The sequence below is a fragment of the Vibrio sp. qd031 genome (genome assembly GCF_002100145.1).
In the GTDB taxonomy this organism is placed as follows: domain Bacteria; phylum Pseudomonadota; class Gammaproteobacteria; order Enterobacterales; family Vibrionaceae; genus Vibrio.
This window is the reverse complement of the sequence record NZ_JXQD01000024.1, coordinates 328,667-344,128: the sequence shown is the minus strand read 5'-3', so window position 1 is coordinate 344,128 and position 15,462 is coordinate 328,667. Positions and strand designations below refer to the sequence as shown.

General features: G+C 47.1%; 10 protein-coding genes. 4 read left to right on the top strand and 6 right to left on the bottom strand.

Going from position 1 to position 15,462, the window contains the following annotated elements:
- Nucleotides 1–11: 11 nt before the first annotated feature.
- Entirely contained in the window at nucleotides 12–1,604 is a 1,593-nt protein-coding gene (nhaB, locus tag ST37_RS10375) for a Na(+)/H(+) antiporter NhaB (RefSeq protein ID WP_084885991.1), read from the bottom strand.
- A gap of 597 nt (nucleotides 1,605–2,201) precedes the next feature.
- Here nhaB and fadR point away from each other — a divergent pair.
- Complete coding sequence (fadR, locus tag ST37_RS10370; RefSeq protein WP_084885990.1) at nucleotides 2,202–3,041, top strand: fatty acid metabolism transcriptional regulator FadR; 840 nt, start codon at nucleotides 2,202–2,204, stop codon at nucleotides 3,039–3,041.
- A 69-nt stretch (nucleotides 3,042–3,110) separates the two neighbouring features.
- On the opposite strand, the gene ST37_RS10365 is transcribed toward fadR, so the two are convergent.
- Genes ST37_RS10365 through imuA form a run of 3 tightly spaced genes read right to left on the bottom strand, consistent with a single transcriptional unit; the run spans nucleotide 3,111 to nucleotide 8,392 of the window.
- Entirely contained in the window at nucleotides 3,111–6,248 is a 3,138-nt protein-coding gene (locus ST37_RS10365; protein ID WP_084885988.1) for an error-prone DNA polymerase, read from the bottom strand.
- 8 nt (nucleotides 6,249–6,256) lie between these two features.
- A complete protein-coding gene (locus tag ST37_RS10360; RefSeq protein WP_084885986.1) occupies nucleotides 6,257–7,678 on the bottom strand; it encodes a DNA polymerase Y family protein in 1,422 nt (473 codons plus the stop codon).
- Between the two features lie 15 nt (nucleotides 7,679–7,693).
- Nucleotides 7,694–8,392 carry a translesion DNA synthesis-associated protein ImuA gene (gene imuA, locus ST37_RS10355; RefSeq protein ID WP_084885984.1) on the bottom strand — a complete coding sequence of 233 codons (699 nt, stop codon included), beginning with the start codon at nucleotides 8,390–8,392 and terminating at the stop codon, nucleotides 7,694–7,696.
- A 183-nt stretch (nucleotides 8,393–8,575) separates the two neighbouring features.
- Between imuA and ST37_RS10350 the strand changes: the two genes are divergently transcribed.
- Both ST37_RS10350 and ST37_RS10345 read left to right on the top strand, forming a co-directional pair.
- Nucleotides 8,576–10,450 carry a putative nucleotidyltransferase substrate binding domain-containing protein gene (locus ST37_RS10350; RefSeq protein ID WP_084885983.1) on the top strand — a complete coding sequence of 625 codons (1,875 nt, stop codon included), beginning with the start codon at nucleotides 8,576–8,578 and terminating at the stop codon, nucleotides 10,448–10,450.
- Nucleotides 10,451–10,458: 8 nt separating this feature from the next.
- Complete coding sequence (locus ST37_RS10345) at nucleotides 10,459–11,175, top strand: 3'-5' exonuclease (protein WP_084885981.1); 717 nt, start codon at nucleotides 10,459–10,461, stop codon at nucleotides 11,173–11,175.
- A gap of 15 nt (nucleotides 11,176–11,190) precedes the next feature.
- Here the strand turns inward: ST37_RS10345 and ST37_RS10340 are convergent, their stop codons facing one another.
- On the bottom strand, nucleotides 11,191–12,771 hold the full coding sequence (locus tag ST37_RS10340; protein ID WP_084885980.1) for a BCCT family transporter: 1,581 nt from the start codon (nucleotides 12,769–12,771) through the stop codon (nucleotides 11,191–11,193).
- Nucleotides 12,772–12,981: 210 nt separating this feature from the next.
- Nucleotides 12,982–14,439, bottom strand: coding sequence for an MATE family efflux transporter (locus ST37_RS10335; RefSeq protein WP_084885979.1), 1,458 nt, complete (start codon nucleotides 14,437–14,439; stop codon nucleotides 12,982–12,984).
- A gap of 92 nt (nucleotides 14,440–14,531) precedes the next feature.
- Between ST37_RS10335 and ST37_RS10330 the strand changes: the two genes are divergently transcribed.
- The gene (locus ST37_RS10330; RefSeq protein WP_084885977.1) at nucleotides 14,532–15,458 is read left to right on the top strand and encodes a histone deacetylase; all 927 of its coding nucleotides are present in this window, start codon (nucleotides 14,532–14,534) and stop codon (nucleotides 15,456–15,458) included.
- Nucleotides 15,459–15,462: the final 4 nt, after the last annotated feature.

The window sequence follows — 15,462 nt, the reverse complement described above, 5'->3', positions numbered from 1 at the left end:
TCACTCAGGTTTTAATGATGGCCCGCTGCGGAAACCGCGCCGGTTACATCGCCTGTGTGGTGTGTGATCCAGTGCCAGTCATAAAACAGTTGAGTCATAGGTTCGAGCAAGAATACGATGCCGAACAAGCCGACAAAAGCGAGTACGATCGTATATGGGAAAGCCATGACTACCATGCGTACGTAAGAGAGACGAACCAGAGGTGCGACGGCTGATGTAAGCAAGAATAAGAATGCTGCTTGACCATTTGGCGTAGCAACCGACGGCAGGTTAGTACCGGTGTTGATTGCGACGCTGAGTAGGTCGAATTGGTCACGGTTGATCACGCCTTCAAGCAACGCAGTTTTGACTTCCGTAATATAAACGGTGCCAACAAATACATTGTCTGACACCATAGAAAGTACGCCGTTTGCCAAGTAGAACAACACCAGCTGGGTGCCTTGGTCTTCAATGGCGAGTACCGCATCAATGACGGGCGCAAACAATTGTTGATCGATGATAACAGCAACGATGGTGAAGAAAACAGTTAACAGAGCTGTGAAGGGCAGTGCTTCTTCAAACGCCTTACCCAGTGAGTGTTCTTCAATAATACCGGTAAAGGCTGTTGCAAGAATGATGACGCTCAAACCAATAAGACCAACAGCGGCAAGGTGCAGAGCTAGACCAACAATCAGCCAAACGCCGATTGCTGCTTGAACCCACAGTTTTGCGATATCTTGTTTGGTGCGGCGCTGTTTCTGGTCATTGTCGAAATCAACCAAAATTTTACGGACCGGATCAGGTAACTCGTCGCCATAGCCAAAAACTTTGAGCTTTTCGACGGCTAGGCAGGTTAGTACGCCACAAGTCAGTACAGGGAATGTTACCGGCAACATTCGAACGAAAAACTCGCCAAATGTCCATCCAGCTTGCTCAGCAATGATTAGGTTTTGTGGTTCTCCTACCATGGTCATAACACCACCAAGTGCAGTACCGACACCTGCGTGCATGAGCAGCGAGCGTAGAAATCCACGGTAGTGGTCTAAATCGTCACGAGTAAGTTCCGATAAGTGGTCGTCTTGGGTATGGTCGTGGGCACTGGTGTGGCCCTTACCCGACACCACTTTGTGGTAGATAGAGTAGAAGCCAACGGCGACGCTAATCACGACCGCGATAACGGTTAGTGCATCTAGAAAAGCGGATAAAAACGCCGCAGCAAGACAGAATGCTGCTGAAAGCACGGCTTTTGAACGAATTGATAACAGGATTTTGGTAAAGATAACCAGAAGCAGATCTTTCATGAAGTAAATGCCGGCGACCATAAAGATCAGCAGTAATAGAACTTCAATGTTTCCGACTAATTCATGCTTGACCATTTCTGGACTGGTCATGCCGATAGCAACGGCTTCGATGGCCAATAGACCACCAGGCTGCAATGGGTAGCATTTAAGCGCCATAGCAAGAGTGAAGATAAACTCCACCACTAATAGCCAACCGGCTACAAACGGATTAATGGCGAATACTATTGGGTTAATGATGAGGAACGCAATAATGGTGAGCTTGTACCAATCTGGAGCTTTGCCCAGAAAGTTTTTCATGAAGGCGCTACCAAGTGTCAGTGGCATAATTATTCTCTTTTACAACTACAGGCTAAAAAAAGGACACGACTCCTCTTTGAATAATTATTAGTTGACAGTGACTTAGAAAACCCACAAATACGTGGTTATAGGCTTGCCAAAGCACTTCCATTTTGACGGAGAAGCAGTGTGTTCGGTCGCAAACTCTACTCCTTGAAAGTTATTAGTCAATAGAAAACTAAAAACTTTTATCTTGTACCGTTTATAAATATAAGAACTGAGATCTGGCTCTGATCTGTGTCATTTTGTTGTTTTTGGTAATTTGTAGGGGTGTTGGCAGAGAGGTTTTCATTTGAGAATGGGGTCTATATTAGTAAGATTATGATATTAAATGGTTTTTATATGTAATAAATGTCAGGTATGTATGGGGTAAATTCGACTTTACTAATGTACTCCTTGTTCCTCAGAGAAATATGTCAAGCATTTGTGCTCTACTTAAGATGGAAATCAATATTTATATATTTTTGTGTTTTGAGTAGGGTTTAGAGTGATGCATGCGTAAACAACAGTTGTCCTTGGTTTTCTGTGTACACCATTAGTGGTATGATGAGTCCAGTTTTTTAGTGATCGACATGAGCATCATAAATGGTAATTAAGGCGAAAAGCCCAGCAGGTTTTGCTGAGAAATACATAATCGAGAGTATCTGGAATGGTCGTTTTCCTCCGGGCTCAATTCTTCCCGCAGAGCGTGAGCTTTCAGAACTGATTGGGGTGACTCGTACAACATTGCGCGAAGTGTTGCAGCGCTTGGCTCGTGATGGGTGGCTAACTATTCAACATGGTAAGCCAACCAAAGTGAACCAATTTATGGAAACCTCTGGTTTGCATATTTTGGATACTTTAATGACCTTGGATGCGGATAACGCGACAGCTATTGTTGAAGACTTATTAGCCGCACGCGCAAACATCAGTCCAATCTTTATGCGTTACGCGTTTAAGCTTAACAAAGAGGCGACTGAAAAAACCATCACCTCGGTTATCGACAGCTGTGATGCATTGATTGCAGCACCTTCTTGGGCAGAGTTTTTAGAGAGTTCGCCTTACGCTGATAAGATTAAGCAAGTTGTCAAAGAAGACAATGAAAAAGATGAGTTTAAGCGTAATCAAATCTTAGTGGCTAAAACATTCAACTTTTACGATTACATGTTCTTTCAGCGTATAGCGTTTCACTCGGGCAATCAGATTTACGGACTGATCTTTAACGGTATGCGTAAGCTGTACGATCGCGTTGGTAGCTTCTACTTCTCTAACCCTCAAGCTCGCAATTTGGCACTCACCTTTTACAAAGAGTTGTTAGATGTGTGTGAGTCTGGCGATCTTGATCGTATACCAGCAGTGATCCGCCAGTACGGTATCGAGAGTAATCAAATTTGGATGGAAATGAAGCTTCGTTTGCCGTCTAACTTCACCGAAGACGATAGTTAAATTTATCAAGTTAGCTGATAAGCAGGCCCTAGGGTCTGCTTTTTTTGGCCTAGTACTCACGAGGATCACCTAATGGAAGTCCCGAGAGTGAGTTGAAAAGTTGCTTAAGCAGTCACTCATGTCGGTGAGCTTGCCAGCAATGACATGGATCACATTGGCTTCTCGCTCCACCACGCCGGTGACCTTGAGAATTTTTGCGGTAAGGTAGGCTTGCTTCTGAGCGCGGGCAGTGCCTTGCCATACCACAACGTTGACATTCCCGACGTCATCTTCCAAGGTAAAAAAGGTCACTCCTGCTGCGGTGCCTGGAGACTGCCTTCCTGTGACTACGCCAATCACGGTGGTGACGGTTTTGTGCTCAAGGTGTTTTAGTTGGTCACTGCGGGTGAATTTTCCTAGCACGCCAGCCTGATCCAGTAAGCGGATAGGGTGTTTATCTAAAGAGAGTCCTGTGGAGTGGTAATCTTCGATTAACGCTTGGTATGGGCTTGGGGTCAGAGTGTATTTAGGCGCCTCTTCGGCAACCTCTTGATGAAGATCTTGCGGTTGGTTTGCCTGCTTAAACAGCGGTAATTCGTGGGTGCTGTCCATCATATCCCAACGCGCTTGGTATCGATCGCCACTGATGCGGCGAAAGGCATTGGCAGAGGCCAGCGATTCTAAGTCTCGTTTGGATAAGCCACAGCTTTTGACTTGATGAACGTTAGTAAAATCGCCATCCTGACGCATTAAAATAAGTTGCTCTATCCCCGCATCGGATAACCCTTTCACCAAGCGAAAGCCTAAGCGAATGGCTTTTTTATCGTGATAACGCACCACGCAGTGATCGCGCTGAGATTGATTGACACACACAGGCAGTAGCACACATTGATGGCGCTGCGCATCTTGAATAAGCTGAGAGGGGCTGTAAAACCCCATTGGCAAGCTGTTTAGCAGTGAACAGTAAAACTCAATCGGATAATAATATTTAAGCCAGGCAGAGCAGTAGGCCAAGATTGCGAACGAGGCGGAGTGGCTTTCGGGAAAGCCATATTCACCAAAGCCGCAGATCTGGTCAAAGATGCGTTCGGCAAAACTGGCTTCGTAGCCACGCTCGAGCATGCCATTAATCAGCTTATGTTTGAACTTAAACACATTGCCATTTTTTTTCCATGCCGCCATAGCGCGTCGAAGCTGATCGGCCTCACCACCGGTAAAGCCTGCTGCGACCATCGCCAATTTAATGACTTGTTCTTGAAAAATGGGGACGCCCATGGTGCGTTCAAGCACCTCTTTTACCGCTTCGGATGGGTAGCTGACAGGCTCAATACCGCTGCGCCGTTTTAAAAAAGGGTGCACCATATCCCCCTGGATAGGACCGGGTCGAACAATCGCAATTTGGATCACCAAGTCGTAGTAGGTTGCAGGCTTAAGCCTTGGCAACATACTCATTTGCGCGCGTGACTCAATTTGGAATACGCCAATAGTGTCGGCTTGTTGGATCATTTGGTACACCTTAGGGTCGTCTTGTTGTCGGGTAATATCGGCAATGCTGAGATCGCGGCCGTGCGTGCGTTTTACCCAATCGAAACACTTACGTATTGCGGTCAGCATACCCAAAGCCAGTACGTCCACCTTAAGCAGTCCGAGGCTTTCTAAATCGTCCTTATCCCATTGAATGATTGTACGGTCTTCCATCGCGGCATTCTCGACAGGAACCAACTCGTACAATGGGCCAGAGGAGATGACAAACCCACCCACATGTTGAGAAAGGTGTCTTGGAAAGCCCATGATCTCGTTCACCAGCTGAATAAATTGCTGCCCTTTGAGCGATTCTGGCTGCAGACCTAACTCTACAATTTGCGCTTGCCAATTGAGCCCACGATCGCGGCGATTGACGTTTTTTATAAAAAAGTCGAGTTGTTCTTCGCTTAATCCTAACGCTTTGCCGACATCACGCACGGCACTTTTAAAGCGGTAACTGATCACGGTAGCAGCAAGCGCTGCGCGCTCTCGGCCATATTTTTGATAAAGGTACTGGATCACTTCTTCACGCCGTTCGTGCTCAAAATCGACATCGATGTCGGGTGGCTCGTTGCGTTCTTTACTAATAAAACGCTCAAACAAAACTGAGATCTGTCTTGGGTCGACGGCGGTAATTTCTAAGCAGTAGCAAACCACAGAATTGGCCGCAGAGCCGCGCCCTTGATACAAGATCCCTTGCGCCTTGGCAAACATCACCACATCGTGGATCGTCAAAAAGAAAAAGGCATAACCCAGTTCTTCGATGAGGGTGAGCTCTTTTTCGATGGTGGCATTGACGTGCTCTTCCAAGCCATTAGGAAAACGCAGCGCTTTGCCTTTTTCGACTAACTCACGCAGATATTGATTTGGCGTGAGCCCTTCAGGGACCAGTTCGGCGGGGTATTCATACTTGAGATCTTTGAGTTCAAAGTGGCATAAACTGGCAATATGAACACTCTCTTCTAACCATTGCTTGGGAAATAGCTTACTGATCTTGGCGCGCGTGCGTAGGCAAGCTTCACTGTTATCAAGCAGCTTTCCGGGTATGGATTCAATGTGTTGATTGAGCCGGATGGCAGTTAATGTGTGCTGCATAGGCTGGCGAGTGGCATTGTGCATCAGTACACCGCCACAGGCAGTAATAGGAAGAGCTAGTTCTTTTGCTAACGCTTGGCAGTGTTCTATATAGCGGTATTCGTCATTGTGTAAATGGCGCTGCACACCAATCCACAGTCGGTGTGGATGATGCTTAACAAGCCACTCCCCCCATGGACGATTGGCGTCTGGATCGGCGTGAGGCAACCAGATAAACAGACAGTGCTTGGCTGACATTAAGTCCCAGCGAGAGAGTTGGTATTCGCCTTTTTGGGCTCTGCGTCTCGCTTTAGTAATGATACGGCAAAGTTCTGCGTACCCATCACGGCAGGGAGCGAGAAGTACCACCTTACAAGTGTCTTCAAGCACAAATAAGCTGCCGACGATCTGTTTAATAGACAGTTGGTTGTCTTTGATGGCGGTATGCGCGCGCACCACACCCGCCAATGAGCACTCGTCACAAATGGCCAGAGCTTGATAGCCTAAAAAGTCCGCTTGAGTGATCAACTCTTCAGGGTGAGAGGCACCAGTCAGAAAAGAAAAGTTACTTTGGCAAACCAGCTCGGCGTAGTGCTCTGCGGGCGGTGTACGAGATTGTGTGTCTGTCATGGCGATCTCTAGCTAAATAAGCCGTGCAAATACCATTGCTGCGAAGGTGTTCGATACACCCATAGCCAGCGTCCTTGCGGATCTTGGGCTATAAAGTAATCGCGGCTAATGGCGTGGTTATCCCACCATCCGGTCTGTATGCGCTCGGGGCCACTGACAATACTGACTTGATGTTGCAGTGGCACGGGGCTGGGTAGGAGTAAGCTTGGTCGAGTTAATAAAGGGGTTAACCTGTCGGTATCGAGCTTGCCTGAGCCGTGCAGCGCCGGGCGATAGAGCGTGGCATATTCTGGGCGAGGGTCGTCACTTTGCTCAAGCAGACTGACGTGATCGTCTCCTAATTTGGCTGAAAGTATAGAGATAAGCTCTTGCGCGCTGAGTGCGCCTTGCTCGCCATCAAATAGATCTTGGCTAAGGGCTTGGTTTAGATCGACGCGCACAGTGGATAAAGTGATCGCCGTGACAGGTGCCTCCAACTTAAGGTTTTCTAAGGTTAGCGCTGATAATGTTTGCCACTGGAGTAAACGGTATTCCCCTTTTGCTGAGTGAAAATGGATACTCTGCGGTGCTGTATCTCGTTGATGCAGAGTGAGCTTTAATTCAAACGCCAGTTGATCGCGCAGTCGCAAATGCTGCTCTAATTGAGTCAGCAGTTTGGCGAGCGGTTTTTCAAGCCAAGCGACATTGTCGAGTTCGTACAGCAGCTCTAGGTGGCGCTCAAAGTGCAGCGGCGGGTGATAGAGCGTGAGTGGGTGATGGAAGCGACCGGTGAGTCTGCCTACATAGTTGACTAAGTGAATGTCGAATCGACGCGCAATTTCGGTGATATTGAGCGCCAACAGTTCAGCCAAACTGGTGACGCCGACACGATTGAGTTTATCGACGGTTTTGCTGTCGAGTTCACTGCAGGCTAAAGGGTATCGTTGCAACTCATCCAGTAATGCTTGGCGATCACTGAGTAAACGGTCAAGTTGCTGTTGAGCCAGTAACTTGGCGCAAAATGGAGAGAACCCACTCGCAAAGTGATAACTGACATTTAGGGTGTTTAGGTGCTGAGTTAACGCGTTCCAATAGCCTTCTAGGGATTGATACAAAGTGAGCATATTACTCACTTTGAGTAGCAGTCCCTTGGGAGAAAACAACGTAATATCGGCGGCTTTTAAGTAGAGCCACTGAGCAATTTCATTCAGTTTGGTTTCTTCAATCTCTTGTTGGTAGGGGAGCACTTGCAAGTTGTGACACAGCGAGGCAGCGGTGGCCAGCCCCATTCCAACTTCAATTCCGAGCTCTGTTGCGGCGTTGTTGAGCTGGACAATCTGATGCTTATCCACAATAGCGATCGGCTGCACATCGTCACTCGACTCGGGCTGTTGCGAGTACAGAGTGTCGAGTTGCAGGCAAGGAAAGTAAAGATAAAGCCACAAAGTCATGAGCGTTGAGCGCGGTTAGGCGCGGTGTTGCCATTGACGAGGGAAATGAACCACTTCGCCCATGGTGGTACGGCTTGCAAGGCGCTTTTCTTGCTGCGCCACGTAGTGCCAAGTTTGTCGCATATCGACGATAAATGGTGTTGGGCTCCACCCGCCTTTTCGTTTGGTCACCGTCACTTGTATACCATGTTGGTGGCTGGAAAGCTCGATCGATAGAGGAATAGGCAGCGATAGCGCGTGATTGTTTTGAGGAAAAACAAAATGCGCACACTGTCCGGTCTCGCTGGCAACTTGCAAGCGTTTAGCCTGATGAATTTCGAGCTCTGGGTGCCACAACATGACGGTTTTGCAGGCGCCGCTTTTTAGGCATTGCTCCGCGGCCCATAAGGCGCCGTTCTCTTTTTCTGGCGTGAGCACCATCACTTGAGATATTGGAATTTGATGGTAAGCCAAGTACTGGCTGCTTATTTCAGCAGGGGGGTTAATAAAAACGATCAGCCCTTCTTTGGCTTGCTGTTGCAAAAAAGGTGTTAATAGGCGTAATTCGCCAATACTGATGGGCGATCGTACTTCAGTGAGCCCTGTTTTAGGCCATCCACCTAACTGTTGATCCAAGGAGTCAAAGCCTGATAGTGAGGTCTCGACTTTAGGTTGAGTGTGGGTTCCTTTCCAAATCAATTGCTTATTATGCAGAGCTTGTAGGTTGCTGTTCATTGGTATCGGCCACTAAGATAGCTGTATATACATACAGTATATTGGATGCATTTTTGGATGCAAGTGGAAAAGGATCTTTTGGCGATCCTTTGAGCAATCCCTCATCGAGATTTACCGCTATGAGCTTTGCTGTAGGCAAGCCTCAAGCCTTGCCGTACAATGAAAAGAAAAAGGTGGCGCACAATGGAACCCGAGCTCATAGAAATCCACAATTTTCTCATTCAGCACCCGCCGTTTTCAGAGCTGGAAGAGGATATTCTCACCACAGTAATCAGCCAAATTGAGATCTCTTATTATCGTAAAGGCACCCCCATTGTTAAGCTGGGTGAGTCTATTCACGATCTGTATGTGGTGCGCAGTGGTGCAGTCGAAATTTATCGTCGTAATGGTGAGCTTTACAATCGTCTCGATGAAGGGGCGATATTTGGACAAATGGGGTTACTGACCAACAACCGTGTGAGATTCCCGGCCAGTGCTATTGAAGATTCACTGCTGTACTGTGTACCCGAAAAAGTCTTTTTAGAGCTTTACGAAAGCAGCGATAATTTTGCTGACTTTATGGCGGTAGAAGATTCTGCCCGCCTGCGTAATACCGTATCGGAAGCCAATGAGCAAAACGATCTCACCACGTCTAAAGTAAGAAAATTACTCACGGGTGAAGTGGCTCAAGTGAATAAAAGCGAAAGCATTCAAAATGTAGCCATTAAGATGGCCGAAGAGAGTGTCTCTTCGGTATTGGTCATGGATCCAGAAGAGGATGAAGAGAATCAACTGATTGGCATTGTGACCGACAGGGATTTATGTACTCGTGTGCTGGCAAGAAATCTCGACGTCGATCAACCTGTTGTTAATGTCATGACGACCGAAGTCATGACATTAGATCACAATGCTTACGTTTATGAAGCCATGTTGACGATGTTACAGCATCACGTTCACCACTTACCGGTACTCAAAGATAAACAGCCGATTGGGATCATCGAAACCACCGACATTATTCGCTATGAATCTCAGAACTCACTGCTTTTGGTGAACACCATTTATCAGCAGCAATCCATCGATGATTTGGCGATTTTGTCTAATCAGGTAAAAGACAGTTTTGTGCGTTTGGTCAATGAGGACGCAAATGCACATATGGTCGGCAGTGCGATGTCGGTCATTGGACGCAGCTTTAAGCAACGAATTATAGAGCTGGCGATCGATGAGTTAGGCGAATCCCCCATTCCATTTTGCTTCCTCGCCCTGGGATCGATGGGACGAGACGAGCAGTTGATTGTGACTGACCAAGATAATGCGGTTATGCTCGATAACAGCTACGATCCTGCTGTGCATGGCGCGTATTTTGAGCAGTTAGCTAATTACGTGTGTGATGGTTTGGATCGATGCGGTTACACCTATTGCACCGGTGATATCATGGCCAGCAACCCTGATTGGCGCATGACGTGCGATGAATGGGAAGCGTGCTTTAGTGATTGGATCGATAACCCTAACCCTAAAGCTCTGCTCAATGCGTCAATATTCTTTGATCTGCAAGGCGTTTATGGGCGAACCAAATGGGCAGACAGGTTGAATCGATTTATCGTTCGCCGCGCCAAAGATAATAAGAAATTCTTAGCTTGCTTGGCACGTAATGCGCTAAATCGAACGCCACCTCTGGGCTTTTTTAAGAGCTTCGTTATGGAAAAAGACGGCCAGCATAAAAACTCGATTAATCTAAAACGCCGCGGCACCGCGCCACTGGCTGATCTGATCCGCGTGCATGCGCTTGCGATTGGTTCGTACGCCACCAACAGCTTTGAACGCTTGGACGATATTGAAGAGGCGAAATTGCTGCCAGAAAGTAAAGCCCAGGATTTACGCGATGCGATGGAATTTATCGCCATGGTACGGATCCGTCACCAAGCACTCGATGTTGAACAACAGATTGATCCCGATAACAATATTGAGCCCGATAATGTATCGGAGTTTGATCGACGCAATCTAAAAGACGCGTTCCAAATTTTAAGTCGAGCTCAGAACTTTCTGAAATATCGATACACCGCTAACAACAGTTTTCAGTGAGTGTGAGTATGCGATTAAATGTCCCAGGTACGGCAATAGATTGGCCAGCGCGATTTAGGGCGTTATCAAAAACGAGCCAATACCCAGCGATTATGGATTATTATCAAACGGCCATACCTTCTCTTACAACGCCCTTGAGCGAAGTTCGTTTTATGGCGATGGATTTTGAGACCACAGGACTTGATCCTCACAATGATGAAATTATTAGCATAGGCGTTGTGCCATTTGATCTGAATCGTGTCTATCTCAATCAAGCCAAACACTGGACGCTCAAACCACATCAGAAAATTGGTGATGAGTCGGTTGTGATACACGGCATTACACATAGCGATGTAAGACAAGCTCCCGACTTTGGTGTGATCATGGACGAGCTTATTCAAACGATGTCAGGGCATATTATGGTGGTGCACTATCGATTTATTGAGCGGGCGTTTTTAAGCAAAGAGTTGGAGTTGCGAGTGAAGGATGGTTTAGAGTTTCCGTTGCTCGATACACTTGAGCTAGAAGCGCTTATTCAGCATGCCGAGACTGGCGGGTTGTGGAATCGACTAAAAGGGAAGAAAAGACAGTCAATACGTCTTGGAAAAAGTCGCACTCGATATGGGTTGCCTGCTTATACTCCTCACCATGCGTTGATTGATGCCATTGCAACGGCAGAGCTTTTGCAAGCACAGATTGCTCACCATTTTGATAGTGAGCAACCTGTCTCAGACTTATGGCTTTAACGCCATAGGTCTTGTTTACTTCAGTTTTTGCATTTCGGTGCGCATGCCAAGAAGCAAGCTGACGCACATCAGCAGTAGAATGAAGATAAACGGTAATGCCGTAGAAATTGCGCCCGCTTGGATTGCTTGAACGGCTTCTGCGCCGCCAATCCACAACAGTGCAATGGCAATTGCGCCTTCAATGAATGCCCAGAACATGCGTTGCATGATTGGTGCGTCCACTTTACCGCCAGCAGTAATGCTGTCGATCACCAACGAGCCAGAATCAGACGAGGTGATAAAGAACACCAATACCAGAACAATCGCCACAATAGATAGCATGTTACCCAACGGCAAAGCGTCGAACATCTGGAACATCGCTAGTGACACATCAGTTAAGCCTTTTTCGCCCAACGTACCGACTTCGTTAACCACCTGATCAATCGCCAAGCTACCAAACGTAGACATCCAAATAAGCGTAAACAGCGTCGGTACAATCAGAACCGCGGTTAAGAACTCACGAACCGTACGGCCTTTTGATACACGAGCAATGAACATGCCGACAAATGGGGACCAAGACACCCACCAAGCCCAATAGAAGACCGTCCAGCCTTGGAACCAAGCTTCATCTTCGCGGCCAAATGGGTTACTTAATGGCAGCAAATATTCAAAGTAGCCCATTAACGTTGCTGGAATAGCAGGTACAGCGACACTGAAGCCAATGACCAATACTAAGGTCATTAAGAGGACGGCGACGACCATATTGATGTTACTGATCACTTTTACGCCGCCATCGATGCCGCGCATTACAGAGATCACCGCCAGCAGTGTCACCACCGTGATCACAATAACTTGAGATGAGAGTCCGGCATCAATACCAAAGACATGTTGAATACCACTTGCCGCTTGTTGTGCGCCTAGGCCAAGCGAAGTGGCCAAACCAAATAGTGTGGCAATGACTGCAAGGATATCCACAATGTGTCCTGCCCAACCCCAAGCACGATCGCCAAGAATAGGGTAGAAAATAGAGCGAATAGAGAGCGGTAACCCTTTATTGTAGGTAAAGAAAGCAAGAGACAGAGCTACAACACCGTAAATAGCCCACGGGTGAAGACCCCAGTGGTACATGGTTGCTGCCATGGCCAGTTTTGCCGCTTCTGGTGTATTAGCTTCAACACCCAGTGGTGTTTCATACCAACCGGTGTAGTAAGCCGCTGGCTCAGCCACACTCCAGAACATAAGACCAATACCCATCCCTGCGGCAAACAACATCGACAGCCATGAGAAGTAAGAGTATTCAGCAGTAGCGCTTTGTCCACCTAGGCGGATCTTACCAAACGGTGAGAGGATTAAGAGTACACAGAACACCACAAAGATGTTGCCGGCACTGATGAACAGCCAATCAAAACGATCGATGATGGCCCACTTAATACCATCAAGTGCACTTTTAGCGGTTTCAGCATCCGCTAGCATGGTGGCGATCAAAAACAGGATGATAAGTCCTGCACTGATACCGAAAACAGGATTATGAACATCAAATCCCCATTTTTGCACATTGTCGCGACCCACTGTGTAGTCGGTGCTGTCAATGCTATATTTATCAATTCCTTTAGTCATATATGCCTTATGGTCTCTTCTAATAGAGCGGTAAAAAGCAATACGCAAGCAACCCGTTACTGGCAGTAAATGGTCAATAATAACTAATCGATGATCAGGAAAGTGCGTATGAATGCCGCTAAAAAAAGAAGAGCGCTGTGTTATAAATGCGACCAAAGTCTAGCAAAAATAGCCCGATAACGCGAGGTATCCCTATTTTTTAGCTGCTAACTACTTGTTTTCTGACAGCAGTTCGGCTTCTTTAGGAAGCTCGTCTACGACCATCGCATCATGAGAGCAAAACGGCTGCATGCATACAGGTTGAAGGGTAATGTCATCAGATTGTTGCTGTTTAATCGTCTGCTCAGTGAATAGAGAAGTGATGTGTTTTTTGAGTAATAGGTACGCCAAAACTCCAAACACCACATTGCCCAAAGCTTGCCCATAAATAACCCCAAGAGCGCCAAACCACTGCGACCCAAAGTAAACAAATGGCAGGGTTCCTAAGGTGGCTTTACTCATGTTTAGAAAGGTTGAGTAGAGAGGTTTGCCTAAGTTGTTGAACGATGCGTTGGCAACAAATTGAACGCCATTAAAAATGAAAGTAAACGCCACCACAGAGCAAAAGACCACAATGACAGTAGCGGCGTCACCGGTTAGGCTAAAGCTGTTAATGATCAGGCCCTGCAATAGATAGAGAAATAAACTGACAACAGTGCAGTAGACCCCCGTGACAATGAGTGAGTTCTTTAAGGTATCGTTAACTCGATCGATGCGCTCCGCACCATAGTTTTGACCAATGATCGGACCTACCGCTCCAGAAAGCGCAAATATTAAAGCGAATGCTACCGGAGTAACCCGACCGATCACTGCGATTCCCGCCACATAGTTTTCTCCATATTCCGCAATACTGGAAGTGACGATGGCATTGCCAATGGGGGTCGCGGTATTGGTTAATATCGCCGGTAACGCAATAGCAAAGATCGGCCTAAGGTCTCGCTCCAATTTACGCCATTCAATCTTCCCAACCAGATGATGGACGCGAATGAGCGGTGCAAAAGCAACAACAAAGACCGTAATGCGGGAAATGACCGAGGCGGTCGCGGCACCCTCAACGCCCCATCCAAAACCAAAAATAAACAGTGGATCCAAAACGGCATTGACGATCCCACCGATTAGCGTGGACCACATAGAAAGCTTCGCATCGCCTGCCGCGCGAAGTGCAGCACCTGAGGCCATTCCCATTGCCATAATCGGAGTAGAAGGCAGTAGAATATTTAAATATGCCTGCGCGTAATAGGCGGCTTCGCCTTTTGCGCCTAAAAGAGCAAGCAGTTGTGGTGAGTAAGCCATAACCACAGCGGTCATTATTGAGTTGACGACAAACGCACTCAACAAAATGTGGGTCACGAGACGCTGAGCATCGTCAGTTTGCTTAGCGCCAATAGCTTTTGAGACCAAGGCCCCCATGGCAATTGAGGTGCCAATAGAAATGGAGGTGGTAAAAAACATCAATGTACCCGCGAATCCAATGGCGGCCGCCAGCTCCACTTGACCCAGCATACTGATGAACATCATGTCCAACAGATCGACCAAAAACAGCGCCATTAAACCAATTGACCCGGCACCAGTCATAGTGAGGATGTGCTTCATGGTCGAGCCTTCGACAAATTTGGCTTGTTGGGTCATAGGGATCGCATAGAGAGTGATTCTTATTTATAGTAAGATCGAAAATAGCCAATAAAACAAGCTTTTAATCGATTTAATTTTAACGGTGAGCGATGATCCCACTGATTTACCATCCCAGTTATTCTGAACTGCCTTTACCTGATGGGCATCGATATCCGATACACAAATATCGTTTGTTGCATCAACAATTGCTTCATAAGTGTCAGTTCGATGACGAGTGGGCGACTCATTTTCAGTTTGTTGAACCCAAACCTCTACCAGTCGAGCGATTAACCCAAGTCCACTGCCCAGACTATATTCATGCACTAATACAGGGTGACCTTCCGGCAGCCAAAATGCGCCGAATAGGGTTTCCGTGGAGTGTGCAACTTATTCGTCGCACTCTTCGCTCTGCTGGTGGCACGGCTGAAACGGTATTACGGGCTATAGAAACAGGGTGCGCCATTCATTTAAGTGGGGGCTATCACCACGCTCATTACAATTTTGGCAGTGGATTTTGCTTGGTGAACGACTTGGTTATTGCAGCGGTGGTGGCGCTTGAGTCAGACGCGGTCGATCGCGTGCTTATTGTCGACAGTGATGTGCATCATGGTGATGGCAGCGCCAGTCTATGCGCCAACCGTGATGACATCATTACGCTGTCTATGCATTGCGAGAAAAACTTCCCCTCACGCAAGCCTCAATCTGATATCGACATCGGTCTCAACATAGGTGTAGAAGATGGTGAGTACTTGGAACAATTTAACCAAGTCGTCGAAATGGCCATTCGAGCGTATCAACCTGACGTGATCATCTATGACGCGGGCGTGGATATTCATCAAGATGACGAATTGGGCTATTTGAATGTGTCTCTAGACGGACTGCTCGCAAGAGATGTCAGTATGTTTACCTTTGCAAAGCGTCACCAAATACCCATCGCAGCGGTTGTTGGGGGAGGGTATCGCACCGATCACAGTCAGCTAGTTGATTTGCACATGCAGTTGTTTAAAGGAGCGTTTGAGGTATTTACATCGCCGTGACGTA

What these genes read in the sequence shown, in the direction of transcription:
- imuA (WP_084885984.1), bottom strand. Translation starts at nt 8,392, where the DNA reads ATGAACAGCAACCTACAAGCTCTGCATAATAAGCAATTGATTTGGAAA.
- ST37_RS10365 (WP_084885988.1), bottom strand. Translation starts at nt 6,248, where the DNA reads ATGACAGACACACAATCTCGTACACCGCCCGCAGAGCACTACGCCGAG.
- ST37_RS10340 (WP_084885980.1), bottom strand. Translation starts at nt 12,771, where the DNA reads ATGACTAAAGGAATTGATAAATATAGCATTGACAGCACCGACTACACA.
- ST37_RS10345 (WP_084885981.1), top strand. Translation starts at nt 10,459, where the DNA reads ATGCGATTAAATGTCCCAGGTACGGCAATAGATTGGCCAGCGCGATTT.
- ST37_RS10330 (WP_084885977.1), top strand. Translation starts at nt 14,532, where the DNA reads ATGATCCCACTGATTTACCATCCCAGTTATTCTGAACTGCCTTTACCT.
- fadR (WP_084885990.1), top strand. Translation starts at nt 2,202, where the DNA reads ATGGTAATTAAGGCGAAAAGCCCAGCAGGTTTTGCTGAGAAATACATA.
- ST37_RS10350 (WP_084885983.1), top strand. Translation starts at nt 8,576, where the DNA reads ATGGAACCCGAGCTCATAGAAATCCACAATTTTCTCATTCAGCACCCG.
- nhaB (WP_084885991.1), bottom strand. Translation starts at nt 1,604, where the DNA reads ATGCCACTGACACTTGGTAGCGCCTTCATGAAAAACTTTCTGGGCAAA.
- ST37_RS10360 (WP_084885986.1), bottom strand. Translation starts at nt 7,678, where the DNA reads ATGACTTTGTGGCTTTATCTTTACTTTCCTTGCCTGCAACTCGACACT.
- ST37_RS10335 (WP_084885979.1), bottom strand. Translation starts at nt 14,439, where the DNA reads ATGACCCAACAAGCCAAATTTGTCGAAGGCTCGACCATGAAGCACATC.